Source organism: Pedococcus sp. P1_H8 (genome assembly GCF_056405175.1).
The window spans coordinates 1-25,283 of the sequence record NZ_JBFUCP010000005.1; the positions used below are offsets into that span (position 1 = coordinate 1).

The following is a 25,283-nucleotide window of genomic DNA, read 5'->3' on the forward strand; positions in this document are numbered from 1 at the left end:
ATCAGGCCAGCTCCTCCGACCGGGCCGGGGCCGGCGACCGCGAGCGGACACGTCGCACCAAGGCACGAAAGCCAGTCACACCGGGGGTCACACCCGCAGCCGCCAACCCACAGCCCATCACCATCAGGCTGCAAAGGCGATCCTCACAGACGCACCGCCCAGAATGACTCGGTTGTGCCGTCACGACTCGCGAGAGGATCGCCCAGCTCAGCCACGTACGTTTAGCTGACGAGCCTTATCCGCCAGTCCGCTTCAAGAGGCCCTGCGAGAGCCAGCCGACGATCGTCGTCGCCAGGAGTACGGCAGCCTGAGCCTCACCGACACCTACATCTTCGTAGTCTTCCCGGCCGTGTCGGTCCGTCTGGCTGTGCCAAAGGAGTCGAAGAGCCCCCAGCATTCGCTCAACAGACCTGTCGCCCGACAAGGCAAAGACCCAATCCTCAGGCTTGTTGCTGAGGACGTTGATGTCCTTGCCAAGCGTGGCAGTCCGGTCTCTTGGTGATATCAGCGGACATGAGAAGACCTCGACCGCTCGAACGGCATCGAAGTAGGCGTGGCTCGGACGCTTGTCGACGCCGAATGCATTGGTCCACGCGGAGTTCAGCAGTTGGCTCGCCTTACCGGATTGAGAGACGACAGCCTTGGAAGTGTTAATCACTGCCTCTGGAAGGGCCTCGATCAGTCCCCACCGACCATTGCGGTCGCCGACGGTCCAGCTTGAGTTCGATGAGTAGAGAATGGTCTTGATCGCCGCGACCGCGTCCCGAGGTTGAGCGTCGAATGCCGGCCGCGGGAAGGAACTCGACAGGCGGAAATCCACAAGGGCTGTCAGCGTGCCTTCGTCCAGCTCGGCGAGCCACTTGCGCAGGGCGCCGATGGTTGTGCTCTTCCCGGGAAGTAGGCCCAAGGGGCGACGCAGGGCTGTTTGGAACTTTAGATACTCGTCGAGATTGACTGATTGGTGGTCGTACAGGTCCCGAATTAACCAGCGGAGGACCTCGGCACGAGCGTTTTCCGGGATCCCTCGCCGAGTTGCCAAGAAGGCGAGAGCCTCGTCCTCCGAAAGACCTGGTGGTGTCCAAACGAACTCATCCATTTGTTGGGGCCCTAGTCACGAGCCGGTCTCTGGTTGGCCCTGATGTTGCTGGCTTCGTCGCGCGCGCCAGAAGCTGTGTCGTCCGTAGTCTGTCGCTCGTCGATGATCACGACCGCATCTTGCCAGCAGACCTTGGAGTGCGTGCGCGCTTACGTCAACCGAACCACGTCATCCGGGCGTCCGGGACCATGCAGGCAAACGGCCCGAACAGGCGGCAGAGCGGCTCGTGTCGGAACGCCGGTACCGAGCGCAGCGTCGCCGATCCCTTACGTTTGGCGATTTCGCATAGGGTTCGGGACCGTGCAGTACCGCGTGCCTGACGGTCTTGCAACGCGGGTCGGAAGGCGCAGAAGGGTCGCGAAAATGTCGAGGAGCATCGAACGGTTCATGTGGGGTTGGCAACCGTACTTCCGGATGTCATTGGAATCCGCAGCGGAATCCGCGTTCACCAAAATCGGTGCTGAGTCCCTTCAGCCGGTCGCTCTGCTGATCGGCTTTGCGCGCCCCGGCGGTTCTGCAGCGTTCGATCTCTGCGTTGAACCCGAGGATGGTCCCGTCCGGCCAGACGCTCTGGAAGGCGTGGTTCAGGCCGGCGAGGACGCGTACCTGGCCAGCGACGATGCCAACATATTCCACACCGGTGAGGGCATGAACGAAGCCCGCCATCGCCAGTACCGAGACCGTCACCGGAGTGAGGCCCTCTGCCGGGCCCTCGAGGGCATCTCAACGGATCCTGAGCTGATCTTCTTCAGCGGTCCCTCTCAGCCGGTCGGAGAGTACGAGGTGCATCCCGTCCTTGGAGTGGACAGGCATGCGTTCGAGAGCCTTCCGGCGATACACACGCGGGTGCATTCTCGGATGGCGATGACTCGCTCGCTGCAGCATGGAGTCGCAACCGCCCTGCTGGAGAAGGCCAGCGCTTCCCTGGCAATGCGTGAACCGCCATCCAGCCTATTGGCCCAGTCGGAGGACCCGGCCACTGACGCGGTTGCCGTGGCCGCCCGTCGGCTGGTCTATTCCGCGGCAACAATGAGCGGGAACTTCCTCGCTCACGGGCTGTATGACGCCCTCAGAACTCTGGTCACGACACCATACGAGGGCCGCGCTGGCGCGGGGTCGGTGCTGTTGGCGAGGGTGGATCACCCGGCCGTTTCGTCAACGATCCGATTCAGCCAGGCGACTCGCCTCGGCGCAGAGCGGCAGATCCGCAAGTTGTTGCAAATGGCGACCGCCGATGAGTCGCTGCTGTGTGACGGCGACGGCCTGTACGGCCTCGGCCGACTCAATGACGCCTACGACGAGTCGTCGGAGGAGGTGTTCAAGATAGTCGTACTCGGACGGGGGGCCTGGGAACTGAGCCACGCATCGTCCGCCCTCATGCGGGTCGAGAACGGGCGTCCGCTGCTGCCAAAGCCGAAGATGTCGGCCGAACGATTCACGGATACCGCGAAGCGTCTTTTCAGCGGCATCGATGACGACAGCGTCGCCCGACTGTGGTCTATCGCGGTCGCCGCCGGCGAAGCAGCCCACGGAACGATGCTGGTGATCACCGACGCGGCGGCAGCGGAGGTTGTGCGGCTGTTGCCGCAGGCCATTCAGATCGAGCCGACCTACCTGACCGAATCCACCGTCGCGCTTTTCACTGACATCGACGGTGCCGTCATGCTGTCGCCCGACGGCATCTGTCATGCCGGCGGAGCCATTCTGGACGGAACAGCTGGGGGCAAGGGTGACGCGGGCAGAGGGGCGCGCTACAACTCCGCCGTCCGCTACCTACAGAGCACGAGCGCCAATTGCATGATCGTCATCGTGTCCGAGGACGGCATGATCGATGTACATCCAGAACTGCAGCGCCGGGTGTCCCGCGCCCAGGTGGACGACGCCGTCGGGGTGTTCCTCGCTGCCGCCCGATCGAGCACGGTCAACTTCGAGCAGGTCTTCAAGTCCCGGGAAGAGGTCGCGTCGCTCAGGTTCTACCTAACCGAGCATCAAGCCCGAGCGGTCAACGAAGCGACGGAACGTGTCGAAGACATTCGCTGGAACTCTTCGCATATGCGTGTCGACCACCGGCCCCTCGCGGCCGATCCGCTGATGGACGACTCATACTTCATCGATTGATAAGGCGCGGCGTGCCCCATAGATGGTGGGCAGTCAGATATCCCGCGACGCGGACGGTCGCTGCGCGTCCCGCTATCCCGGCCCACGGCGCGGGGTGAGAGCGGGGCCGCCAACTCGAATCCGGGGTCGAAGGACGGTTTGGGGTGTCCGCGCAGGGCGCGGTCACGAAGGCGCCGAGATTGGACCGGCAACGCTCGTCGCGGCGAGACCGATCACACTGCAGCAACTCCAGCGTGACCCTTACAGGACGCTCGGGCCCTGGTCCGCTCCTGAGCCGCCTTCCGGCTCGGACTCTTCGCTGTTCACGGCAGCTGCGATTGCTCCTCGGCAGCGGGCGCCAGGTCGCTGTCGTTGGTCGGGCAATCCCGGTTCTCACAAACGAGAGGCCCAGTCAGCACCAGCTCGTGTGTCTCGTGACTGTAGGTTTCGCCAGTCACGTCGCCTGGCGTCAATAGCTCGCCGCACTCTGGGCACCGCTCGTCACCCTCTGTCGTCATGGCTGGATCGTGCCACCTCGACGGGGCCTTCGCCCACTCATCGGCACTCGGCGCGTAAGCGGACGCCGCGGCATGGACACCGACCAGACCCGTCATTCGCAGGCGGCATCGGCCCGGGCGGACGAGTGGCTCGAGCGGATCGTGTCGAAGATGCCTCGAGCCGCCGACGCGGGTCGACTCCATCCTCGCCATCCTGCAGATGGCCATGCCCTGGTCGCGCGGCCGCGGGGTCGTGGCGCAGTAGAAGGACCTGGGCGGCACGGAGCGGACGGGACAGTTCCAGCGCAACCTCGCCCTTAACGGGTACTTCGCCCGCGGTGGCATCACCATCGGCAAGGTGTATGCGGACGAGTCCACCGTTCTGGGCCCGGGTCTGGTGGCGCCCTACAGGTTGGAGACCGAAGTTGCCATCGAGCCCCGTGACAGGGGCCTCACCGCTCTCAACAGGCGCGCGCTCATCGACATGAGTGCGGATCCGAGTGCGTCTTTTCGCGCTTGCCAGCGGCGTGACTCGAGGGGCCGGCTGGGCTCCAGCTTTGCCCTACCGCAGCGCCTGCCTGTCGGCGAGCCGCGTCAGAGGCGGCTCGCGAGCCACACAATTGAACTCAGCGTGCCCAGCGTCTTTTGCCAGGGTCGCGGGAGAATTCCTAGCGACGCCAAAGCTGCCGCGAGCGCCAGGTATGCCTGGATGTCGCCCTCGGATGGTGGTCGTGGTTTCCCGATCATCGTTCTTCTCCTGCGTTTGGCCTTGGAGGTTGTCCCTTCTGCCGAATGACAGCTGGTGCTTTGAGACTGCCTGACGACGCGCTTCCTCGGTAGGCGTCTCCGCTCCGGATCACGTGTAATTTCCATTGGGTGGAGATCAATAAGCCCGGCACCATCACTGATCTCGTCCAAGACGCCTCCGACGCCGGCTACAACGCCTCGATCAGGCTCGTGCGCGACTGGACGGCTAAGGGTCTGCTCGATGCCCCTCTGCGCCGGCCCAGCGGCCGAGGGAAGGGATCCCGACCGGCTCTGTATAGCCCCTCCCAACGAATGTTGCTTCTGACCTTGCTTCACCATCGACACGAGGGCCTATCGATATCGGGTTTGGCACGCATTCCGGTCGCCCTCTGGCTGTACTTCCCGACCGCCCACGTGTCGAACCAGCAGGCGCACCGGGCGTTCGTCACCTGGCTAGCGGATCCGAGATCGAGCCTGGCCGAGGCCCGGCGCCATGCCCTCGAGATGACAGCACAACTCGCGTCGACTACCGCTTCCCAACAGTCCCGGAGCATTCTTGAGTCATTGCTCATGGATATTGCCTACCGCGGCGAGCTCGACGACGAGGCCTCCCTCCGCATTGCCATTAGCAACGTGTTCGAGCCCGACTTCGACGGCATTAGCAAGGCGCTTGGCCACCACTCGGCTCCGCTATCCACGGAGGCCGTCACCGACATCATCCGAGCCAAGCTCGAAGGCATGCGCCTAATCACTCAGCGTCGCCTTGGCCTTGCGGACTTCGTTGTCGCGGGGCGCCAGCAGCGTGAGTCGATGCAGGAGTACGTCACACTCCAACCATCGATGGCTGCCGCCGCGTCGGATTCGACCAAGGCCCTCTACGACGAGCCCAGCACGCAATGGCTGGTCGAGCAGAGCTGCGCAAGTGTCCTCACAATCGTGGGCTTGAGGTCGCTGGCGCGCACAGGCTGATCGAACCACCCTGCTCTGGCGGAGGTCTTGGGCAAGACCTAGGTCTGCCGTACATCCGGCATGCAGCCGGCGCGTCCTTTCGCCGCGTCATCCTGCCCCACGCAGATGCGCCCCTCGAGATGGTCACCGACGTGGTGCTTGACTGACCGCTGAGTTGTCCGGGTCTTCAGCCGAGGTGGGCGAGCCACCTCAACAAGACAAGCGAGGGCTCGGTCCAAGGGGGCCGTAATTGCCGTGATTCCACACAAGGAGGGCAGTGTCCAAGGTTAGTCTGAGCCGTTCGGTCAGAGCCGCTGCGGGGAGTACACGTCATGGGTTTGTTCAACAGATCGAAGGACTCGGCCGTCCCCTCGCCGGCCGCTTGGCATCCGGCGCCTGACCGCCCGGGCTTCCTGCGTTGGTGGGACGGGCAGGCATGGACCGATAACTACCACCCTCTCCAGCAAGCTGCGCAAGTCGCGACAGCGCAACCGGAAGCCGCTACATTCACCCGACAGCCAGATCCCGCTCAGGTCAAGCCTGCTCGCGGGGCCTATCAGACGGCCAGCCCGACGGGCAGGCCGGTTGAGCCTTGGGCCAAGGCAAACTCATGGCAGAACGTGGCCGGGGAGTCGCACTACGACAACGCGTTTCGTGCCCTGCTCAAGCGCAACCGGCCGCCACGCGGTGACTACGGAGCCGAGATGAATGGCCTCCCCGCGGCGATCGTCGCTGACCCCGGCAACCCACACGACCCAAGCGCCGTTGCCGTTTGGGTCCAGGGAGAGCACGTCGGCTTCCTGCCGCGGGACGCGGCGGCGGCCTACCACCCGGCCTTGGCCGATCTAGCTGAGCGGGGCGAGTACCTGCGGGTCGACGGGCGGGTTTGGGCGTACGACGAGGGTGGCGATGTCCGAGGCAGCGTTACGGTGATCCTGCCGCCACCTGATGGCGTCCAGTCGTTCAACGAGCCGCCTGACGAGGCTTATCAGACGTTGCCACATGGCGGTGCGATGCAGGTGACATGCGAAGAGCAGCACATGGACGTCCTCGGACCATTCGTCTCAGATCGGGACCGCCATGTCGCCGTGACCTTGCATGCCATTGACGTGCAGAAGACGCCACGCTCGACGGCATACCGCGCCGTGGAGGTGCGGCTCGGTGGACATCGTGTGGGCGAACTGACCAAGGGCATGTCGGAGAAAATCCTCGACGTGGTCGACTTCATCGCCAGCAAGGGTCGCCTGCCGCTGTGTCGGGCTGTACTCAAGGGGTCACCGCTGCGTGCCGAGCTCACGCTGCAGGTCGCCAAGGCCCACGAGGTGACCAGACGGTGGCTCGACGGCATCGAGGAGGCGTAACGGTGCAGTGAAGACTGCCCGGTTCCGATCCGGCTCCACCCTTCAAGAGTGACCTCTCCGCGGGCGTTCAGGCCCCGGAGGAGAAGCCGCGCTCTGCGTAGTTGCGAGTGAGTCACCACCAGTCCATGTGTCGCTCGTAGCTCTGGCGCTGCGGGGGGCCTGTACAAGGACGCCGGTGCCGGACGCTTCGGCCATAGCGACGGGGACCAGAGCGTCGCTATCTACCGCAGGACTTAGGGGGTCGCGTCATACCGCCGCGTTCAGGGCAGTTGCATCGGCGCGGAACCTGCGTAGACCGCGCCCGTGTGCGCGACCTCAGCGCAGCCCTCATGGTGGTCATGACCGGGCGAGGCGCACGCCCGTCGCGACGAGCCAGACCAACCAGGCCGCGAACCCGGCGAGCCCGACGAAGATCAGCGCTGAGCCGTCGGCGATCGCAAGGTTCCCGACCCCTGCGACGAGCAGCAAGCTCCCGCCCCCCAGGCCCAGCCGCCGCTGCCAAGGCGGAGTCAGCCCGCTCGCGTGCGCGGCGAGGGCCGCGCCGACAAGGGTGGCGCCGACCATGGGCAGTGCAAGGGCGAAGGCCGCCGCGTGCACCTGCCAGACGAGCTCGAACGCGGCCGTCGGCTCCGCGAGCCCACCGGCAGAAAGGGCGAGCCCGACCTGCAGCACATTGACCACCACGAAGATAGCCGACAACGCTGCGCCAGCGGCCACGGCGACGCGCGACCAGTCCGAGCCCGCTCCGCCACCCCGTTCCACCAGGCCGTGCAGGCCGGTCACGAACACGAGGAGCAGCGGCAGATACACCGCCACCAGGCCGGACGCGATCGCGACCGCGCCGCGGTTGGCCGCGTAGTAGGCCAGCACTTCTTCGATCGGAGCGCCGAAGGACGTTGCGCCCGTTGCCGCCAGCACGACGTTTTCGATCATCACCGAGACTGCGAGCGCGATTGCCGCGACGCCGACGAGCCGGCCTCGATCGAGCCGACTGTGGCCTTGCCCGGCGGCGGTGGCGGCGGCGGTTTCCTGTAGCGATCTCATCTCATGCTCCCTGTTCCAGACGGTTCGTACACTGTACTCGTACGTCGTACTATGAACGTACGCCGTACCATTGTCAACAACCGTTGGAGGGAGCGAAGTAGCCCGTGGCTGCAGGGAAGCAACGACAGGTCGCGTCAGAGGTAGGGCTCAGCAAGCAGCGGGTGGTGGTCGAGGCAGTCCGGCTCGCCGACCGCGAGGGCGTCGGCGAGTTGAGCATGCGCCGACTGGCGGGCGAGCTGGGCGCCGGCGCGATGTCGCTCTACCACTATGTGGCGGGCAAGGAGGAGTTGCTGGACGCCATGACCGACGTCGTGTTCGCGGAGATCGAGCTCCCGCCTGAGGGGGCCGATTGGCAGTCGGCGATGCGGAAGCGGTCGGTCTCCGCCCGAGACGTTCTCGCCCGCCACCCCTGGGCGATCGGCCTGATGGAGTCGCGGACCTCGCCGGGGCCGGCACACCTGCGCCACCGCGAAGCGGTCACCGCCTGCTTGCGCAAGGCCGGCTTCTCGGTGGTGATGGCGACGCACGCCCACTGGATGCTCGACGGCTACGTCTACGGCTTCGCACTCCAGGCAAGCAGCCTGCCGTTCGACAGCGCCGATGAGTTCGCGGACATGGCGGCGAACGTCTTCCTGCCCCAGCTTCCTCCTGACCAGTTCCCCTTCCTCAACGAATCCGCCGCGGCGCTCGTCGCTGCCGGCTACGACCCGGCAGAGGAGTTCGTCTTCGGCCTCGACCTCGTCCTGGCCGGCCTCGAGCGCCTCAGAACCTCCGATTAGGAACCCTCGCGCCGCTACAAGGCCACACGGACCGTAGAGAGGGCCCATGCGAATAGGAAACGTCGACGTCCGACCCCGCGGGGCGCTGCAGGCTGCCTCAGGGATGATCCTCGTGTCGGTGCTTCTCTCGGTGGTGCTGATAGTCGGGCTCAACTTGCTCCTGCGCTGAGCTGCGTGTGCCGGATTACCCCAACCCGTTGGACCTATGCGGGTCTTTCCGCCGCCAGTGCCCCGTTGCCCGGATCGACAACGCCGTTGCTGGCTGCCATACAAGCCGCCGGGCAAATGGAGACGGCATGTCGGTTCCGCCATCCCGAAACTCTGCGGCTCGTGAGTGCGTGTTTCCGTTTAGCGCTGGCCCCCGGCAGCGTGCCACGCAGGCTCTGAGGGAGCGTCCTCGTAGGCAGGATGGCGGCTGGCCACCTTGCGTGCCTCTGTCAGGTGCCCGCCCAAGTAGGCACCCACTCCGGAGACGGTCGCTCCGGCCAACGCAAGCCTGGCGCCGGTGCCGTGTCGGCCATTCCTGCGGGCGACCCACGACGCCGCGTAGGCACTGATCGCGACGGCGTTGGTGACCGCGTGCACGAGGCCAACTCGCTTCTCGCGCGGCCCCGCTGCCGACCACTCGGCCCAGCCGGCCCAGGCTGTGGGTCCGGCCGCCAGGAGGCCCGTGCCGACGAGCCTTTGCGCGGCTGCGGACGAGTTGGGGCCGCCGAAGATGTCAAGCACGGTGGCCGAAGTCCAGGTGCCGAGTACGACGTCGGTGAGTAGCGGATGGACCGCGTGACCCAACCAATCGCCGCGCAGCACCGAAGCGCGTCTCCCGGTGCCGAACATGGACTGGATTGACGGCTCGAGCGCTTGTACTGGCCGGTCGAGGCCGGTGGTCTCTTCGAGCCTCAGGGTCCAGCGCACGATCGCGGGGCGTTCGATTGAGCTCATTCGCTTCTCCTCGCGGACCTGTACATCGACGGCATCCTTTGGCGCCCTCGCATACAAAGTTGCTCCCCGACACTCACACCGTCAACACGAGATCCGTGCGGCGCGCTCGCGGTGGCGCATTCCGCCGCGAGTGCGCGAGACCGGAATCCGTCAAGCGTTGTTGTTGTAGTTGTCCAGCAGTTTGGCCAGGTTGTTCATGGTCGCGACGTCGGCCGCGCTGATCTTGCCGCTGTATCCCGCGCCGGTGAACGTGTACTTACCCAACATCAGGACCGCTTGGGTGATAGCGGTCGTGACGGCGGGCGTCTTCCCGGCACCCGCTGTGTAGTTCAGCTCGGCGGCTAGCAACTGCGCCGACAGGTTGAACGCCGGATCGCTGGCCTTCTTCGCGCCGGTGCTGGTGGTCGACTTGTCGAGGAGCCTGACGGCCTTGAGGCAATCAGGTGCCGCGCTCGGTGTCGAGGCCGAGCCGTGGAGGGCTAAGTGGAACGTCGATCCAAAGGCCGGGTATCCGCCCGCAGTCGCAGACATCACGATCCCGTACGGCTCCGCGCCGGCGAGCGTCTGGTCCATGACAGGCCTCTGCCCACCATTTGACTTGGTGCATGAAGCCCAGTTCTTCCAGAAGCCGATCGTCAGCGCGCGGCCGCCAGGAGGCGGTGTGTTGTCGATCCTGAACTGCAAGGCCGGCCCGGCCGAGGCAGTGAAATTAGCGCACAGGATGCTGTTGTCGACCGTCGGGTCAGGAGCGACGCCGTTCGGTGGCAGGAACGAGTCAGGCACAAATGTGCCGAGCGTCGTTGCCCATCCGGGCATCACGATCTCGCACATCTGGTACGTCTGCCCTGGGGTCAACGGTGTGTTGAAGTGCACCTCTCCGAGGTTGAGGGCATTGGCCGCGAGCGTCTCCAGTGTGGTGCCGCTGTCGATGAGGGAGGCGCCCTGCCGCAGCTGGAAGGTGAAGGTGGACGGCGAACCCGATGGGATGGCGCCGCCCCTAAGGGTCTTGACCACGTCGACCTTGCCCCGCGCATTGTTGGTGAAGGTGCAGGTGACGGTCTCGCCGGCCGACACGGCCACCGCCGTGACGGGGCTGCCGTCGCTGCAAGAGGCGCTCGAGAGTTGCCAGCCGGCGGGGAACGGAGTGTTCTCGTTGACCGAATACGTCCCTGGCTTGATGAGCCCGCTGTCGTGAGGGGGCACCGTGTCGATCAGGGTGAAGGTCTGGATGAGGGCGTCAGGGCCGCCGGTCAGGCCGAAATCGAACGACTGGGCCTGGCCGCTGGGGTCGGTCACGGCGTCGACCAGGATTCTGCCGCGCTGGGTATTGGTGAACCGGCACGTGACGGTGGCACCCACGGACAGCGTGAAGGTGGCTGACCGGGTGCCGAGGACGACCTCGGTGCCCGGCGCGTCGCAGGTCAGCCCAGTCAGGTCCCAGCCCGCCGTCGCCGCTTCGGTGACGGTGTATGCCTTGCCCGCCAACCTCGTCGCCTGCACGCTCTGGCCGTCGGCGAGCGATGCCGGGACCGCACCGGTGAACGTGAAAGCCTGATCTGCGCCGAATGCGACGGTCGTCTTCTGGATCACGATCGTGCCTGTTGCTCCGGCGACCGTTACTCGCACGGATGCGGTGTCCGTGGCCCCGTGTGAGTCGGCGAGCTGGTAACCGAACACGTCCGCACCGGCGAAGTCGGGGTCCGGTGTGTATCGGATTGTCGTCGTCGCACCGCCACGGTCGACGACGGCGCTCCCGTTGGCCGGGTCGTCGACCGACGCCACGTCCAGTGCGTCGCCGTCGGGATCGGTGTCGTTGTCCAGTACGGCGATGACCACGCCAACGCCGGCGTCGGTCGCGCCGACGTCGTCAACGCCGTGAGGTGCTTGGTTGACGTCCGCGATGTCCCAGGCCCACGTGCCGGGCCCTGAGACCCCCTGGCCTGTCTCGACGACCGTCTCGCCGACCAGGCGCAGCGGGTCCGGCCCGACCGCAGTCGGGGAGATATACGGGATGGACTGAAAGCCGACGTTCGTGCCGTTGGGTTGGGTGATCACGTCGGCGCAGGAGTCCGCCCCGGCCAGCGTGACGGTCTCGGTGTGCTCGGTCTCGGCCGCCGGCTGCGTCTGGATCACGTAGGCGTCTGTGGCGCTGAAGAGGACGGTCACGGAGGCCGGGACGGTGCCGCTCCCGACGATGTCGCTGGTCTGAGAGCAGCTGACTCCGGGGACGATGGCAGGGAGGAACTGCCGCCGGTGGTAAGAGAACGTCATCGTGGTCTGTGTCGGGTCCGCAAGATCGCTCTCGGACTCGAACCGCAACGACATGTCGATCGAGCTCCACGAACCGCCCGGGAACTCGGTCCTGACGTGCTGCTCCGCGGTGACGAACCCACGCCATGTGTGTTCGCTATGGGCTTGGGCGCTGGGAATCGGGACGGTGGCGAGAGAAAGGACAACCGCAGCGCTCGCGGCAGCCGGCACGAACTTGTGCATAAGGCACCTCCGTGCCGCAGTGACGAACCAGCGCTCCTGCGGGGAGTATTCCAGCGGACCCACGGACGGTCATCGCGCGATCGGACTAGTCCGGCCCAGGGTCCGGAGGCGCGATCCTTCATCGAAGGGCAAGACTCCCGCCAAACAAGGAACTACTCGGCGAAGTCCACAAAGGCGCAGGTCATCGAGATTCCCCGGGCGGCAGAATCGGTAGCCCGGACGGTGCTCCGTTGTTGATCAGTGCGTCGACGGCGTCCATGTCGACGCACGTCTCAAACAGGTCGGCCAGCAAGTCGAGCCGCGCCTGTCGGGCCGCCGCGAAGCTGACTCCACTGGCGGCATACGTGCGCCCCACCGACGCAGCCACCTCGTCCAGGATCCGGCGCCGGAACTCATCGGACTCCAAGCTGCCGTGCACCATCGTCCCGAGCACGTGCCGGCGGCGGGCTCCGCCGAAGAACTCCTCCTCCGCGCCGATGGTGGTCACCCCGTGGTGGATCTCGTAGCCGGATACCGTTGCCCCCAAAGCCGTTCCGTGCGAGAGGCGCAAGACCTTCTCGCGCGCAAACGTGGTCGTGGTGTCGAGCAGCCCCAGCCCCTCGGCCACCGTCCCGGCCGGGCCCTCGACACCATCCGGGTCACTGATCGTGCGTCCAAGCATCTGGAACCCGCCACAGATGCCGAGCACGGGGCGTCCGGCGGCGGCATGGGTGACCACGGCGCGGTCAAGGCCGCGACGCCGCAGCCAGGCTAGGTCCGCGATGGTCGATCGGGTCCCCGGGAGCACGACGAGGTCGGCGTCGGCGAGGTCCTGGGGCCGGGAGGCGAACCTCACGTCGACGTGGGGTTCCAGGCCGAGGGCGTCCAGGTCGGTGAAGTTGCTGATCCGCGGGAACCTCACCACCGCGACGACCAAGGGGTTCTCCGCCTCGGCTCCTCGTCCGGCGAGGTCGAGGCCATCCTCTGAGTCCAGCCAAACGGCCTTGCTCCAGGGGATCACCCCGAGCACCGCGCGACCGGTGATGCGTTCGATCTCGCGGTTGGCCGGTTCGAGCAGGGTCTCGTCCCCGCGGAACTTGTTCACCACGAACCCAGCCACAAGTCGCTGGTCCGCTGGCTGCAGCAGCGCCACGGTGCCATGCAACGCGGCATACAGCCCGCCTCGGTCGATGTCTCCAACGACGATCACGGGGATGTCGGCATGCTGCGCCAGTCCCATGTTGATGTAGTCGTGCTCGCGCAGGTTGATCTCGGTGGGGCTTCCAGCGCCTTCGCAGATCACGACGTCGAAACGGCTCACCAGGTCGTCGTATGCCGCGAAGGCCGCCTTCGCGAGCAAACTTCGCGACCCTGCGAACTCGGCCGAGGAGATCGAGCCGGCAGGGAGCCCGTTGAGGACGACGTGGCTGCGCCGGTCACTCCCCGGTTTGAGCAGGACGGGGTTCATCGCCACTTCGGGGGTGGCCCCGGCAGCAACGGCCTGGATCCACTGGGCGCGTCCGATCTCGGCGCCCAGGCCGTCGGGGCCGGCGACGACCATCGAGTTGTTCGACATGTTCTGGGCCTTGAAGGGAGCAACGCTAACCCCGCGGCGGGCCAGCAGCCGGCAAAGCCCAGTGGTCACAACGCTTTTGCCCGCATCAGAAGTCGTCCCGGCGACCAGCAGTGACCCCTTCACCCTGCATAGCCTACGAACCCACGGTGAGGAACCTGCTGACGGGTGGAGTCCGCTCAGGCAGCTCCGCCCCTGGGGTCACTGTGTGGGACGGTCGAAGCTGAGCCGCTGCACCATCTGGCATCGCTCACCAATGATGTGTGGCGTCACTTGCCTCCAGTGCTGATTGGCGGGCTGGTCCAGCCACGCCGACAGCCGGACACGCTCGGCATCATCGGCGCTCAGCGCCTTGACCGCGACGTCCAACGGCTCGTTCTCTTTGGACTCCTTGAAGAACTCACGCGCAATGCCGGGCGTGCCTTCATGGATGGCTGCGAACAGGGCGGCGGCCAGTCGAGGTGAGTGCGGGCCGTCGCCTGAGAGGGGCGGCCGCACCGAGAGCACGAATTGCACGGTGTTCACGAAGCGCTTGATGCGCCGAGGTGTTTCACCGAGGAGTGGACCGAGACTGGCGACGAACTCCAGCTCGGTGGGAGTCAAGGCCAACGAGCTCGTTTCGAGCCTGAGGCCGGTGCCGCTCTGGCCGATCATCGCGTCAAGGGCTTCAGACCGTGATTTGTCGACGGTCAGCTCGCCGGGCGCAATGTTGCCGCCTTCGGTGGAATCCCCCCGCACTGTTGGTGCGAGTAGGCCGGACACGATGTTTCGGCGATCATCCCCAGACAGAGGCTGCACCCAGAACGGGAGCTGGAAGATCTTCTCCAGGTAGTCGCGTGCCGTGGGGAGCCCATTCGAAGAGGTCTTCTTGTCCTGAGCCCGCAGAGCATGAAGTTGCTCCAGGAGCGCCGAGGAGAGCCAACGCGAGTCGACTGCGACGAAGACGACGAACAACGGGAAGGCCAGCAACAAATGCACCGCCTCCAGGACCTGGACGACCTTCGCGGGTGGGCATCGGTCAAGATCATCGATGTAGAGCACGATCCGGTTGGGGATCTGCACGTTGTGTGAAGGCTGCCCATCGGGGGCCGGCGCAACGGCGTTCTGGTTGTTCTTGGTGATCTCGGTTTCGATCGTCCTCAGATCAGCCCGGACAGTCCCGAGGAAGCCGAGCTGTGCCCGGTAGTCGGTGCTTCGCTTGTCTGCGAACTCAGTGAACACCCGCCCAGGGGTCAGGGCTGTGAGTTCTGCCTCGAGCTCGAGTGCTCGCTGCTTCTCCTGGGCCACGGTGGCGGTCTGATCCGACAGTGCCTTCACCATCTCGGCATGTCGGGCTTGCGCCAGGGCCAATTCGCGCTGTGCCTCGGCAACGGGTGCCTGATGCGTCGCTCGCACCTGCTCCTGGGCCTTCGCGATCGAGAGCCGCTGCTTCTGGCTCCAGCTCGTGAAGAGCCGCAGCCAGGCGATGAGCACGGGCACCCCCGCGGCCAGACCGGCGAGCCCTGAGGTCACCTCACCGATACCCGTGAGCCACTCGGCCAGCCAAGTCACCAATGGCACCACCGCGACCGCTGCGGACAATAGGGCGACGCGGCGCCAGTCCTTCCAGTAGGGACCCAGGAGTGCTTTGCCCTGACGCACCTCCTCCCATGCCTCGTCGAGAGCGGTGAGCAGCCCGTCCGCGTTGGTTCCGAGCTCCTTTACCCGCTCATCGGACCAAAGTTCGCTGAGCACTGTGGCAGCGGCGATCCTGGTGGCCTCTGGCACGGTCCCCTCCAGCTGGCCCGCCTCCTCCTTTCGCTGAGTGAGAGCTGCGCTGGCGTTGGTCACGTCAATCGCCGCGGCCTCAACCTGGATCCCGAGCTCCTCCTTGGCGTGTTTGGCGCTCTCGACCACGACGAGCTGCTCAGTCCATCGCGTCCGGACCGGCTCCTGCCGTTCTTCGACGAGCGTGCGCGTCTGGAGAGCCGTGCCGAGCTTCTGGAAGATCTTCTCGAGCAACCCTGCCCAGAGATCGCCTTGCACGTACTCCCAGGCGTTGAACTCGATGTGCTGGATGTTCTTCCAAATGGCTGCTTCGTGCTGTGGTTGTCCCTCGCTCAACGCCACCAAGCCCCCGACGCGATTGCGCACGTCTCGCATCAAGAAGCTCTTTCCGCTCCCCCAGTCGCCGAACAGGCCAACGGCGAGCGGTGGCGCCAGATCACGCGAGGCGACGAGATAGGCCAGGGCGTTCGCCTCCGGTGAGATTCCCACCAGGTCTTGTTGCGGCATGTCCGGGCTCGAGATGTCATCGGTCGAGAACCCCGCGACGTTGACCGGAGCACGCGGGTTGTTCCTCTGCAGCCATTCCCGCAGGGACGCGCCGGCGCTGCGGTCCCCGTCCTGAGGTCGAGTGGAGAGCCAGGACTCGTACGACGAGGCGACGGCCTGTCGGCTCTCCCCGATGTAGGTGAAGGCCGACTCGAAGCTCGTCATCAGCTCTGTCTGGGAGAACAGCATCCCACCGAGGAGATGGAGCAACTGAGCATCGCCGCCGCTGTGCCCCTGTGCCCAGTCGACGATGCCACCGATCGGACCGCTCGGAACCGGTCGACCCACGGCCACCGTTGCAGCGACGGCAGAGAGATTTGCAGGTGTCACGCGCGCGTACTGCTCGCCGACGATGTCACGCGCGGTGAGGCCGAAGTGGGTCAGCAGCACCCGGACCTCTCCGTCGGCGTCTGCGTGAGCCAACATCGCGCCGACGAACAGGTCGCTCGGGGTCGCGAGTGGATCAGGGTCGCCCGCAGGTGTCCGTTCGCGGACGCGAGCCACCGCGCTTGCCCAGTCCAGCGCTCTCTGGACGGATGGAGATAGGCCGGCTGTCGGAGCCTCGCTCATGTGTGCCCCCCGCTTCAATGCGCTCGCGCCTGCTCATCTTGCGCGGGGAGACTCGACCAACAAGTACACCCATAACGATGTTGGCACGCACAGACAGGGCATATCTCCTGCAACTGCTGTAGATCGCGCTCGAACGTAAGGGATTGATGGTTCGGAATCGGGGCGAGAGTCGAACCATGGTGGAACACCGAAAGCCGCCCGACGTATCAGCAACCCGGCTGCTTCCTCTTTGAGGACAAGGGTTTGGGCGACCTGCCCAGCCCAAAGTTGGAGGTCGTCATGCGTGACGAATTCACAGCCCGGGTCTCGAGCCTGGCGATGGTCGTGGCAGCCCTGGCGACGCTGGGAGCAGTGATCTACCTGTCGGTGCGTGGCCAGCAGGTGAACGAGTACCTGGCAGGTCTCGCGGGGCTCACCGTCGGCGCCCTCCTGCCCTCGCCGCTCACGTCGGCACGCACCGCTCCCCCGCGACCCGAGCAGGGACGTCACCGGGTGCCCCGCGGCAGCGCCGACCTCGCGCGCTGAGGCGGCGCAGCGCGGCATACCTGACGAAGTTTGGCCCACGACTTGCTCTCGACACGAAGAACAAACGAGGGCCGCTGGGTGCATACGTAACATGACGGTTCCGACGTGGCCGATCGTGGGCAAATACTGGTTCCGGCAACCAAGTGGCAACCCGGCGTCAGGTTCCCCCTGCCGGGCTGCGGTGCCGCGCAGACGGCGTCCACCGTGCGGCATACCTGGACGGGCCCGTGGGGGCCCTGGCCGCTCGCGAGTCTGACTCCTCCGAAGGGAAGTACGTCATGGCGTTGACCTCGGCAGCCCAGCGAGCTTGGGGCCCTGAAACCCTGCGGTACCCGAACGACTTCACTTTGCCGATCGCACCGAACGACAGCCCGTTCCCGGGCGGGACACAGACCGCCGACCTGCACCTGGTCCTGACGGTCGCCGGGTACATTCAGCCGGCCGATGTGACGAACCCCAGCAAGGGTGAGGAGTGCTACGTCGTGGCGGACCTGGCCGGGTCGACCTTCACCCCCGGCACCATGATCCGGGACGAACCGGCCAACCGCGGGTTCTACACCCACGCGCTCGACGTGAAGATGACCTTCGATGCCGTCGTCCCGGCGAGCGGGCCTCCGCCTGTGGGTCCGCTGACCCTCGCGCCGTCGCACACGTCGCCCTTTGTCATGGACACGTCGACGCCCGACGGTTCCGCGGTGTCGGGTTCGTCGTCATCGGGCTCCTCGACGTCGGGTTCACTCGGCTTCTTCGGGGACACCCTGACGGCGACTCTGGGCGTGGGCACGAGCCAGTCCAGCAGCCGGTCCTACCAGGACTTCGAGGTCCAGTCGAAGCCGTCGCACAGCCCCTCGGCCGAGGTGTCCGAGCAGTACCTCGCCCTCCGCGTATCCGACCTGGGCGGCTACCAGATCCCTGCCGACCTGGTCGACACCAAGTACAACCTCACCACTCTTCCGCCGAGGGCCACCAGTGCGATGCCAATCACCTCAGCGGCCTCGTTCCTGGCCGCCGGATCGGCGAAGGCCGCACCCAAGGCAGCCGTTCTCGCGGGCCGGGTGGAGGCCACTTTGGTCGGGATCTTCTGGCTGGACGGGCCAACGTTCGGCAAGCTCATGAAGATCGGCTCGTATGCCGTCTTCCTCGGCATGATGGTAGGCGCCACCGGCAAGGCGAAGATGACCTCTTTCGACCTGCACCGACCATTCCAGGGGCAGTACATGCTGCCCTCGGGCTGCTACCTGGCAGTCCCGCGCGTCGTCGGGGCGAACTTCGCCTGCGATGTTGAGTTCGCCACGGGAAAGGTGTCGTTGCGATGAGCAGCCAACCCACCGGCACAGGCAGTTCGAGCAGCTCGAGTAGTTCCAGTAGCTCTAGCAGTACCAGTGGCTCGAGCAGTTCCAGCAGCTCGTCCAGCTTTCCCTTCCAGAACCGGAACGCGAAGGCGGTGTTCAAGACGATCCCGAAGGGCTTGGTCATCTCGCCCGTGCTGCTGCGCGAGTTCCTCAATCCGCCCTATATCGAGACGATGCGCTTCTGGAACCTGGAGTGGGATGCGGCGTCCGTGGCCATGATGAACGACACCAACATCCCTCAGGCCCAGTGGGATGACATCGCCGCTCAGATGGCGCTGGTCCAGGACGGTCTGCGGGGCTGGGTGGATCTCCGGGACGGCGCCGTCCAGGCGCAGGGCTACGGCGAGATCACTGACGCGATGGCCAACAGTGGAGCGAAAGCGTTCTATGCCACCGTGCGGCTGCAACAGCTCGTGACCGAGCTCAACCTGTCCAACGCCAGTACGAACGCCCGGCTACAGAACCTGTGTGCCGCGTTGTGGCAGTACGGAGCGTGCATGGGGCTCGAGATGGAGGCGGTGACGAGGGACACCAGCCTTCACACCCTCCTGCCGGAGATCAACAAGTCGGTCTCCAACCCGTGGAGGCTGATCGAGACGCCCGCCAACTTCAACGTCAACAAGCTACTCGGCGCCGCGCGCATCCCCGAACTCGAAGACCCGCCTGTGGAGCCAACCGACCCGCCGGAGAAGGACCCGGACTGGACCGGGAGCGAGGAGGAGGAAGGCGGGGAAGGCGGGAAACCCTGACGCTTGGCCAGCCTGTCGGCGGCCAAGTCGTCCTGCCAGGCCGTCCTCACGCCGTCGACGTCGGGTCGTCTGGCCGAGACCAGGCAATCGCGATCAACTGGCGCAGAACGTCAAGATCGATGTCGCTGAGCGTCTTGACATAGACGCAGCCCGCGCCTTCCGTGTACGTCCCCAGCGACGGCAGCAACGCGGCGCCCTCGGGCAGATCCTTGAGGCCGAACAGGGACAACTGCGTCTTGCGCGGCGAGAACCCGGTCTTCGGCCAATCACCGTGCCTGCGCGGATCGGCGGGCGACACGTAGCGATAGCTGCGGTCTGCGAACGAACCAGACGTATGCCGTCGCAGCAAGGGTCGTGCTGGCTACCGTGACGATGCCGAGGGGGACCATCGTCATCGATCCGCCCAGGCCCACCAGGGGGGCGGTGAGAGCGCCCGCCGCGAATCGGGTCACGCCGAGGATGGAAGACGCGGTGCCGGCGAACTGTGGATAGTCGGCCAGGGCCAGCGATGTCGCCGGTGGCGAGACCGCAGCGGCACCGGCCGCAATGGCGAAGAACGACACGACCGCGAACGGCAACGGCAGATGGATCAGCGCCGTTGCCAGGAGGCCGCCCGCGCCCACGGCGATGACCCCGAGACCGAGGATGAGCGCCAGCCTCTCCGACCAGCGTTCCGCAGCGCGTCCGCCCAGAAATCCGAACAGCGCGAATCCTGCGGCATTGAGACCGAACACCAGGGAGTAGGCGGCCGGGGACAGGGCGTAGATGTCCTGCAGGACGAACGACGCCCCCGCGAGATAGGCGAAGTAGGCAGCGGAGGTGAAGGCGCTGGCGAGCATCGCACCGAGGAAGAGGCGATCCCCAGCGAGGGTCCGGACGTGTCCGCCGGTGCTCCGAGCGCCCCCACTCACCCGATGGCCGACGGGCAGTGTCTCCCGGAACCCGAAGACGACCGAGAGCAGGACGACCCCGCCGATCGCGGCAAGAACGACGAAGAAGCCTCGCCAGTCGAGCACCGTCGCCAGCGGCCCTCCGATCACCGGCGCGACGATCGCAGCCAGCCCGGACAGCACGACGATGCGACCGTAGTAGCGCGTCAGCTGCCGCCCCTCGTAGATGTCGCGTCCCGCAGCTTGGGCGATCACGAGGCCGACCGCGCCGGCCAAACCCTGGACGAGACGCAGGGCGATGAGAACGGCGACGGAGGTGCTGAACGCACACAACGCCGACGCGATGACGAAGATGACCAGGCCGAGAATCAACGGGCGACGGCGACCGTAGCGGTCAGAGACCGGTCCCGCGAGCACCTGGCCGAGCGCCAACCCGAGCAGGCAGGTGGTCATGGTCAGCTGCGCGGACGACGTGCTCGAGCCCAGATCCCGCGCCAGAGCGGGCAGAACCGGCAGGTAGAGATCCATGGACGCCGGGCCCAAGACCGTGAGCAGCGCCAGGATCACCGGAACACCACGGGTCACCGCGGCTGCCCCCGACGACATCGCGCGTCCCGGGCCGACAAGGGGTGGGGTGGTCTCCACGTTCAGGACCCCATCAGCGTGACGGTGCCGGCAGCCGGCTCGATCCGGACGGAGAAGTCGTTGCCCGACGTACTGATCGCGGAGAGCCCGCTGACCACGACTCCGAGCCGGACCAAGCCAGGCGCGGGGACGGACTGACCCAGGTCGTCATAGAAGACCGCGACCGTATGGCTCGGCGCCCAGTAGTACAGAACGCCCACGCTCGGGTCGAACACGCGCGCTGCGCCGGTGACGTCGATCGGCGACGGCAGCTGCCCGGACTTCGCCTGACCCATCGGGTCGTCCAAGGACACCCGCAGCGGCAACCTCGCGGCAAACGCCCGCGCCGCCGGACTGTCATCAAGGGTGACCGTCGCCAGTCCGTCGGGGACGCGAAGCAGGACGCTCCCCACAGCCGGGGCCACGCCGGCGCGTGCGACGGTGGCAGAGGCCTGGTCAGCGGGCAGCAGCGTCGAGCCGGGGCCAACAGGGCCAGCCAGCAACCAGCACGCCAGCACCGCAACGACGGACGCGGGGACCAATGCTGCGCCCGCCCAGAGGCGGGGCCGGAGTCGGGGTGCAAGGTTCATGCTGCAAGGACACCGTCACCGCGCCGCCTGGAAAAGTCACTGATGATGGGTGTACTGACAGGGCATCCCTGATCGCCGATCGCGGTCGTACCGTGGTCCACGTGGACAACCGAGCCGAAGTCCGCGAGTTCCTGACCTCGCGACGAGCCAAGGTCACTCCCGCGCAGGCTGGGGTCCCCCAAGCGGGGCAGCGCCGGGTCCCCGGACTGCGCCGCAGCGAGGTGGCAGCCTTGGCTGGGATGAGCGTGGAGTACTACGCCAAGCTCGAACGCGGCGCACTGGGCGGCGTATCGGCGGGTGTCCTCGACGCGATCGGCCGGGCCCTGCAGCTCGACGACGCCGAACGCCGCCACCTCTTCCTCCTGGCCCAAGCCGCCGACGGCACCGCGGCGGCCATGCGCCCCCGCCGACGCAACCCCGCGCAGTGGGCGCCGCCCCCGAGCCTGCAATGGGCGCTTGACTCGATCACCATCGGGCCGGCAATAGTCGGGAACAACAGGTCCGACCTACTTGCCGCCAACCACCTCGGGCGCGCGCTGTACGCCGACGTGTACGCCGACACGACCCGTCCGCCCAACCTGGCCAGGTTCGCCTTCCTCGACGCCGCCTCGCACCGGCTCTACCCCGACTGGGACTACACCGCCGACATCACCGTCGCCAACCTGCGCACCGCCGCCGGCCAAGACCCGCACGACAAAGCCCTCCAAGACCTCGTGGGCGAGCTGTCCACCCGCAGCGACGAGTTCCGCCGCCGATGGGGAGCCCACAACGTCCGCACCCACGCCGGCGGCACCAAGCACTACCACCACCACGTCGTCGGCCAACTCGACCTCGCCTACGAAACCATGGACCTCAGGTCCGAACCCGGCCTCAGCATGACCATCTTCACCGCCGAACCCGCATCCCCCACCGCCCAAGCCCTCGCACTGCTCGCCTCATGGGCAGCCACACAGCAAAGCGAAACCGTCCGGACGACGTGAACGAGCCTGAAGACCGAAACAACAGGGTGTGACATCCGCCTGTTTGGCGGCGCCGCCGACCGACTGCCGCTTGGGTCGGTCGCGTGCTTTCGAAAGCGACGACCCTACGAACGGGTCGCATCCCCTGGTGGCGATGCGCACTCCTGCCGGAACTTGACGGGCGTGAGAGTGGAAGCGACAGTGCCCACATGGCTGACGACGTCCAAGGCTCTGATGTCTCCGAACGTCAGGCGCATGCCGAGGCGACGTATGAGCGCCTGTTCGGGCCACGTGACGTGGCTGCGCCGGACGACGATCCGGAGCTGATGCGCATCCTGCGCGGGTTCATCTTCGGAGACGTCTTCGACACCGGTGTGCTGGACGACCAAACCCGTGAGCTCATCACCGTGACCGTGTTGGCCTGCCTGCAAAGCTTGCCGCAGCTGAAGTCCCACACGGGCGCCGCGCTCAACGTCGGTGTCGAGCCCGTGGCCATCCGCGAGGCCATCTACCAGCTGGCACCGTTCATCGGTTTCCCCCGCACCCTCAACGCGGTCGCGACGATCAACGAGGTCTTCCGCGCCAGAGGGATCCCGCTACCGCTGCCGGAGCAGAGCACCGTCATCGAGGCCGAGCGGTACAGCAAAGGCCTCGCCGTCCAGGCACCTCTGTACGGCAACGAGATCAAGGACAACCTGGCCGATCTGCCCGAACCGTTCAACACGGCACTTCCCCAGTTCCTCACCGAGTTCTGCTTCGGCGACTTCTATACCCGAGACGGACTCCCGCTGGCCCAGCGCGAGCTGCTGGTGCTCTGCGCGCTAGCCACCATCGGCGACACCGCCGCTCAGCTCGGCCCCCACGGCCGTGCCTGCCTCCAAACCGGCAACACCAAGACCGAAGTGGTCGCCGCCCTGGTCCACTGCTTCCCCTACGTCGGATTCCCGCGCACCGTCGCCGCGATCCGGGCGGTCAAGGACCTGTAGCCACCAGCCTGCGCGCTTTTCGTTCGACATGTATGCATCAGAGACCTGGCGCCGGCGCTCCCTCCGAGGGCGCCGCGAACCGAAGCTCGAGCTCGGTTCGGATTTCGACGTGGCGTGCCAGGAAAGCTCGCTCATCCATCCGCTTCCGTCGAAGCCAGCCGGTGACCTCGGTGTTGCACTTGCTCGTATTGCACGACCGGCACGCTGGCACCACATTGTCGAGCGTGTATCGCCCACCGCGAGATATCGGCAGCACGCAGTCACGCTGAAGTGACTCACCGGTGGCGCCGCAGTATGCGCACCCTCCCCACATGGCCTGCAGCGTCGTCCACTGGGCGTCGGTCAGATCGTGACTGACAAGGCTCATTCGCCGTTTCCGTCGGATGGTCGCCCGAGCCTTGCGGGTCCTGCTCACCGTCACCTCATCAGCGTAGGACTCAACCAGTCGGATCGTCGGCAACGCGCCCCGGGCAACGGCGCCTGTCATGGACATCCAGTGCGTCGCATCGCCACGAGAGGGCGGCTTCACAGGCCCCCGGGACCCGCAACAGGCCCTTGCTCGCTCGTCGGGCGGCACACTGCTCCTCATGGACAAACAGCTGCCGTTGGACAGCTCGCGCTGGGATGAACTGAGCACTCGGATGGGTCGCACCGGAAGCAGCGTGCGTGACACGCTCCGGGCTCTCGAATCCACTCCGTCACGGCTGGACGTCTTCAGGGAACTGTGGCCCGAACTCTGCTCAGAGGACAGGACCTACGACGCGGCTTTCGCAGCCGCGCCCTATCTGGTCACCTTCGCGGAGGGAGTCCCACGCCAGGCGGGCCTTGAGTACCTGATCGTGCTGGGACTGATCGCAACGCACACGGACCAAGTCCCTGAAGACCTCGAGCCGGCATACAACCGGGCGCAAGCCCAGGCCTTGGCCTTGGCGCTGGACCGGCTCACGGACAGCCCCATCGACCACAACCTGCGCTACCTCCTTGCCGCGGTGGCCGCGTTCCGCGGTCGCACCGACCTAGCCGGAGCGCTGGGAAATCTGGATGCCATTCAAGAGCCATGCCCGTCCTGCGGAACGGTCGTGTTTCCCAGCGAACTGCAGCACATCATCGAGCGGGACCACGCGGAGACCCCGACCTAGAGACGGGCGGTGCCGCTTCCGCCGGTCGCCAGAGAAAGCACATCCCCTTGAGTCCGATACGCATTGCGGTATGGCGCCGCGATCCGGGCTTGCGCTTACAGCTTTCCGACGTGACTTCGCGCCTGCTCGACGACTGCATCCAGATCAAGGCCGTAGGCCTCGCGTCCGGTCGCAGCGAATGCGGCCAACCGCGCCGCAGCTCGTTCGAACAGTCGATCGGCCCCAACCTGATTTCCGCGGGCCGCATGGGTCATGGCAACACAGACCTGCGCAAGCCCCTGCCACAGGTCTCGTTCCTCGATCGGTCCGGCCTTCCACCGCGCCTCCAGCACCTCGTGGGCGGAGAACGGACGGCCTGCTTCCACGAGTTCTCGAGCTGTCTCCAGTGTCTCTTGGGGAGGCAGGGGTTCCTCCGACACCGGCTCGACCCCCTCAGCGCCATACGGCAACGGTCGGCCCAAGGCGTCGCGAGGCCTTGCCTGGCGAGCGCGGCCTTCGGTGTCCCGGTCACGATCAGGTCCCGTCATACGACCAGTCTCTCAAGAGTCAGCAGGCCCCTAGTAGTTCGCGCCCGTGCGCCAGGCCATCTCCTGCAGCTCGAAGGTGTTGCCGTCAGGATCGGAGAAGTCGGCTCCTTTGACGCCGCCCCCGAAGTCGTGGATGTCGCCGACCGCCACACCTCGGCGGACGAGCTCGGCACGCGCCTCGGTGATGTCCTCGACAACCAAGTGCACGCCTCTGATACTGCCGGGCTCCCCCGCGTACACCTCCAACCCCGTTCCGAAACCGACCGAACAACCCGAGCCCTCTGGTGTGAACTGGACGATCCGCACGCCCTCGCTGGGCTGCACGTCAACGTCCTTGTTCCAGCCGAGCATGTCGGCATAGAAGGCAATGGCTCGGTCCACGTCCGCAACCGGGAGCGGGATCAATTCCAGCTTCATCTGCATCGAAGTCGAACCCCCTTTGTCCTGTCTGGTCCCTCCGATCATTTCATGCGGCCGCCGACACGACGCGGACGGACACAGGA

At 66.2% G+C, this 25,283-nt stretch carries 23 protein-coding genes; 11 read left to right on the forward strand and 12 right to left on the reverse strand.

The window, feature by feature from the left end:
• Positions 1-235: 235 nt before the first annotated feature.
• Positions 236-1,096 (reverse strand): hypothetical protein, encoded by an 861-nt coding sequence (locus AC1DYG_RS08810; RefSeq protein WP_477639490.1) that lies wholly within the window; start codon positions 1,094-1,096, stop codon positions 236-238.
• 363 nt (positions 1,097-1,459) lie between these two features.
• Between AC1DYG_RS08810 and AC1DYG_RS08815 the strand changes: the two genes are divergently transcribed.
• The 3 genes from AC1DYG_RS08815 (at position 1,460) to AC1DYG_RS08825 (ending at position 6,746) form a co-directional block, all read left to right on the forward strand.
• Positions 1,460-3,214, forward strand: a complete 1,755-nt coding sequence (locus AC1DYG_RS08815; protein ID WP_477639491.1) for a diadenylate cyclase — start codon at positions 1,460-1,462, stop codon at positions 3,212-3,214.
• 1,352 nt (positions 3,215-4,566) lie between these two features.
• Positions 4,567-5,406, forward strand: coding sequence for a hypothetical protein (locus tag AC1DYG_RS08820; RefSeq protein WP_477639492.1), 840 nt, complete (start codon positions 4,567-4,569; stop codon positions 5,404-5,406).
• A 311-nt stretch (positions 5,407-5,717) separates the two neighbouring features.
• A complete protein-coding gene (locus AC1DYG_RS08825; protein ID WP_477639493.1) occupies positions 5,718-6,746 on the forward strand; it encodes a DUF2510 domain-containing protein in 1,029 nt (342 codons plus the stop codon).
• A gap of 336 nt (positions 6,747-7,082) precedes the next feature.
• Here the strand turns inward: AC1DYG_RS08825 and AC1DYG_RS08830 are convergent, their stop codons facing one another.
• Positions 7,083-7,790: a hypothetical protein gene (locus tag AC1DYG_RS08830; protein ID WP_477639494.1), complete on the reverse strand. Its 708-nt coding sequence runs from the start codon at positions 7,788-7,790 to the stop codon at positions 7,083-7,085.
• A gap of 104 nt (positions 7,791-7,894) precedes the next feature.
• Between AC1DYG_RS08830 and AC1DYG_RS08835 the strand changes: the two genes are divergently transcribed.
• Positions 7,895-8,569, forward strand: a complete 675-nt coding sequence (locus AC1DYG_RS08835; protein ID WP_477639495.1) for a TetR/AcrR family transcriptional regulator — start codon at positions 7,895-7,897, stop codon at positions 8,567-8,569.
• 46 nt (positions 8,570-8,615) lie between these two features.
• A complete protein-coding gene (locus AC1DYG_RS08840) occupies positions 8,616-8,738 on the forward strand; it encodes a hypothetical protein (protein ID WP_477639496.1) in 123 nt (40 codons plus the stop codon).
• A gap of 179 nt (positions 8,739-8,917) precedes the next feature.
• Here the strand turns inward: AC1DYG_RS08840 and AC1DYG_RS08845 are convergent, their stop codons facing one another.
• The 4 genes from AC1DYG_RS08845 to AC1DYG_RS08860 form a co-directional block, all read right to left on the reverse strand.
• Entirely contained in the window at positions 8,918-9,511 is a 594-nt protein-coding gene (locus tag AC1DYG_RS08845; RefSeq protein ID WP_477639497.1) for a DUF2231 domain-containing protein, read from the reverse strand.
• 150 nt (positions 9,512-9,661) lie between these two features.
• Positions 9,662-11,677, reverse strand: a complete 2,016-nt coding sequence (locus tag AC1DYG_RS08850; RefSeq protein ID WP_477639498.1) for an Ig-like domain-containing protein — start codon at positions 11,675-11,677, stop codon at positions 9,662-9,664.
• Positions 11,678-12,185: 508 nt separating this feature from the next.
• Positions 12,186-13,682 carry a cobyric acid synthase gene (locus AC1DYG_RS08855; protein WP_477639499.1) on the reverse strand — a complete coding sequence of 499 codons (1,497 nt, stop codon included), beginning with the start codon at positions 13,680-13,682 and terminating at the stop codon, positions 12,186-12,188.
• 75 nt (positions 13,683-13,757) lie between these two features.
• A complete protein-coding gene (locus tag AC1DYG_RS08860) occupies positions 13,758-16,259 on the reverse strand; it encodes a P-loop NTPase fold protein (protein WP_477639500.1) in 2,502 nt (833 codons plus the stop codon).
• Positions 16,260-16,718: 459 nt separating this feature from the next.
• On the opposite strand from AC1DYG_RS08860, the gene AC1DYG_RS08865 reads away from it, so the two are divergent.
• The 3 genes from AC1DYG_RS08865 to AC1DYG_RS08875 all read left to right on the forward strand — a co-directional run bounded on the left by AC1DYG_RS08865 (position 16,719) and on the right by AC1DYG_RS08875 (position 19,065).
• Entirely contained in the window at positions 16,719-16,964 is a 246-nt protein-coding gene (locus AC1DYG_RS08865; RefSeq protein ID WP_477639501.1) for a hypothetical protein, read from the forward strand.
• Between the two features lie 347 nt (positions 16,965-17,311).
• The gene (locus tag AC1DYG_RS08870; protein WP_477639502.1) at positions 17,312-18,280 is read left to right on the forward strand and encodes a hypothetical protein; all 969 of its coding nucleotides are present in this window, start codon (positions 17,312-17,314) and stop codon (positions 18,278-18,280) included.
• 128 nt (positions 18,281-18,408) lie between these two features.
• On the forward strand, positions 18,409-19,065 hold the full coding sequence (locus AC1DYG_RS08875) for a hypothetical protein (protein WP_477639503.1): 657 nt from the start codon (positions 18,409-18,411) through the stop codon (positions 19,063-19,065).
• Between the two features lie 46 nt (positions 19,066-19,111).
• Here the strand turns inward: AC1DYG_RS08875 and AC1DYG_RS08880 are convergent, their stop codons facing one another.
• Genes AC1DYG_RS08880 through AC1DYG_RS08890 form a run of 3 tightly spaced genes read right to left on the reverse strand, consistent with a single transcriptional unit; the run spans position 19,112 to position 21,169 of the window.
• Positions 19,112-19,363 (reverse strand): DUF1801 domain-containing protein, encoded by a 252-nt coding sequence (locus AC1DYG_RS08880; RefSeq protein ID WP_477639504.1) that lies wholly within the window; start codon positions 19,361-19,363, stop codon positions 19,112-19,114.
• Positions 19,332-20,600, reverse strand: a complete 1,269-nt coding sequence (locus AC1DYG_RS08885; RefSeq protein ID WP_477639505.1) for a multidrug effflux MFS transporter — start codon at positions 20,598-20,600, stop codon at positions 19,332-19,334. The genes AC1DYG_RS08880 and AC1DYG_RS08885 overlap by 32 nt, the downstream gene beginning before the upstream one ends.
• 2 nt (positions 20,601-20,602) lie before the next feature.
• Positions 20,603-21,169 (reverse strand): cyclophilin-like fold protein, encoded by a 567-nt coding sequence (locus AC1DYG_RS08890; protein WP_477639506.1) that lies wholly within the window; start codon positions 21,167-21,169, stop codon positions 20,603-20,605.
• Positions 21,170-21,270: 101 nt separating this feature from the next.
• Here AC1DYG_RS08890 and AC1DYG_RS08895 point away from each other — a divergent pair, with 101 nt between their 5' ends.
• Positions 21,271-22,149 (forward strand): helix-turn-helix transcriptional regulator, encoded by an 879-nt coding sequence (locus AC1DYG_RS08895; protein WP_477639507.1) that lies wholly within the window; start codon positions 21,271-21,273, stop codon positions 22,147-22,149.
• 188 nt (positions 22,150-22,337) lie between these two features.
• Positions 22,338-23,114: a carboxymuconolactone decarboxylase family protein gene (locus AC1DYG_RS08900; protein ID WP_477639508.1), complete on the forward strand. Its 777-nt coding sequence runs from the start codon at positions 22,338-22,340 to the stop codon at positions 23,112-23,114.
• 37 nt (positions 23,115-23,151) lie between these two features.
• On the opposite strand, the gene AC1DYG_RS08905 is transcribed toward AC1DYG_RS08900, so the two are convergent.
• Positions 23,152-23,703, reverse strand: coding sequence for an HNH endonuclease (locus tag AC1DYG_RS08905; protein ID WP_477639509.1), 552 nt, complete (start codon positions 23,701-23,703; stop codon positions 23,152-23,154).
• On the opposite strand from AC1DYG_RS08905, the gene AC1DYG_RS08910 reads away from it, so the two are divergent.
• The gene (locus tag AC1DYG_RS08910) at positions 23,702-24,253 is read left to right on the forward strand and encodes a hypothetical protein (protein ID WP_477639510.1); all 552 of its coding nucleotides are present in this window, start codon (positions 23,702-23,704) and stop codon (positions 24,251-24,253) included. The genes AC1DYG_RS08905 and AC1DYG_RS08910 overlap by 2 nt on opposite strands.
• 95 nt (positions 24,254-24,348) lie before the next feature.
• Here the strand turns inward: AC1DYG_RS08910 and AC1DYG_RS08915 are convergent, their stop codons facing one another.
• Positions 24,349-24,672, reverse strand: a complete 324-nt coding sequence (locus tag AC1DYG_RS08915) for a DUF309 domain-containing protein (RefSeq protein WP_477639511.1) — start codon at positions 24,670-24,672, stop codon at positions 24,349-24,351.
• A gap of 138 nt (positions 24,673-24,810) precedes the next feature.
• On the reverse strand, positions 24,811-25,197 hold the full coding sequence (locus AC1DYG_RS08920; protein WP_477639512.1) for a VOC family protein: 387 nt from the start codon (positions 25,195-25,197) through the stop codon (positions 24,811-24,813).
• Positions 25,198-25,283 lie beyond the last annotated feature (86 nt).

What these genes read in the sequence shown, in the direction of transcription:
- AC1DYG_RS08810 (WP_477639490.1), bottom strand. Translation starts at nt 1,096, where the DNA reads ATGGATGAGTTCGTTTGGACACCACCAGGTCTTTCGGAGGACGAGGCT.
- AC1DYG_RS08815 (WP_477639491.1), top strand. Translation starts at nt 1,460, where the DNA reads ATGTCGAGGAGCATCGAACGGTTCATGTGGGGTTGGCAACCGTACTTC.
- AC1DYG_RS08825 (WP_477639493.1), top strand. Translation starts at nt 5,718, where the DNA reads ATGGGTTTGTTCAACAGATCGAAGGACTCGGCCGTCCCCTCGCCGGCC.
- AC1DYG_RS08830 (WP_477639494.1), bottom strand. Translation starts at nt 7,790, where the DNA reads ATGAGATCGCTACAGGAAACCGCCGCCGCCACCGCCGCCGGGCAAGGC.
- AC1DYG_RS08840 (WP_477639496.1), top strand. Translation starts at nt 8,616, where the DNA reads ATGCGAATAGGAAACGTCGACGTCCGACCCCGCGGGGCGCTGCAGGCT.
- AC1DYG_RS08845 (WP_477639497.1), bottom strand. Translation starts at nt 9,511, where the DNA reads ATGAGCTCAATCGAACGCCCCGCGATCGTGCGCTGGACCCTGAGGCTC.
- AC1DYG_RS08865 (WP_477639501.1), top strand. Translation starts at nt 16,719, where the DNA reads ATGCGTGACGAATTCACAGCCCGGGTCTCGAGCCTGGCGATGGTCGTG.
- AC1DYG_RS08890 (WP_477639506.1), bottom strand. Translation starts at nt 21,169, where the DNA reads ATGAACCTTGCACCCCGACTCCGGCCCCGCCTCTGGGCGGGCGCAGCA.
- AC1DYG_RS08900 (WP_477639508.1), top strand. Translation starts at nt 22,338, where the DNA reads ATGGCTGACGACGTCCAAGGCTCTGATGTCTCCGAACGTCAGGCGCAT.
- AC1DYG_RS08910 (WP_477639510.1), top strand. Translation starts at nt 23,702, where the DNA reads ATGGACAAACAGCTGCCGTTGGACAGCTCGCGCTGGGATGAACTGAGC.
- AC1DYG_RS08905 (WP_477639509.1), bottom strand. Translation starts at nt 23,703, where the DNA reads ATGAGGAGCAGTGTGCCGCCCGACGAGCGAGCAAGGGCCTGTTGCGGG.
- AC1DYG_RS08920 (WP_477639512.1), bottom strand. Translation starts at nt 25,197, where the DNA reads ATGAAGCTGGAATTGATCCCGCTCCCGGTTGCGGACGTGGACCGAGCC.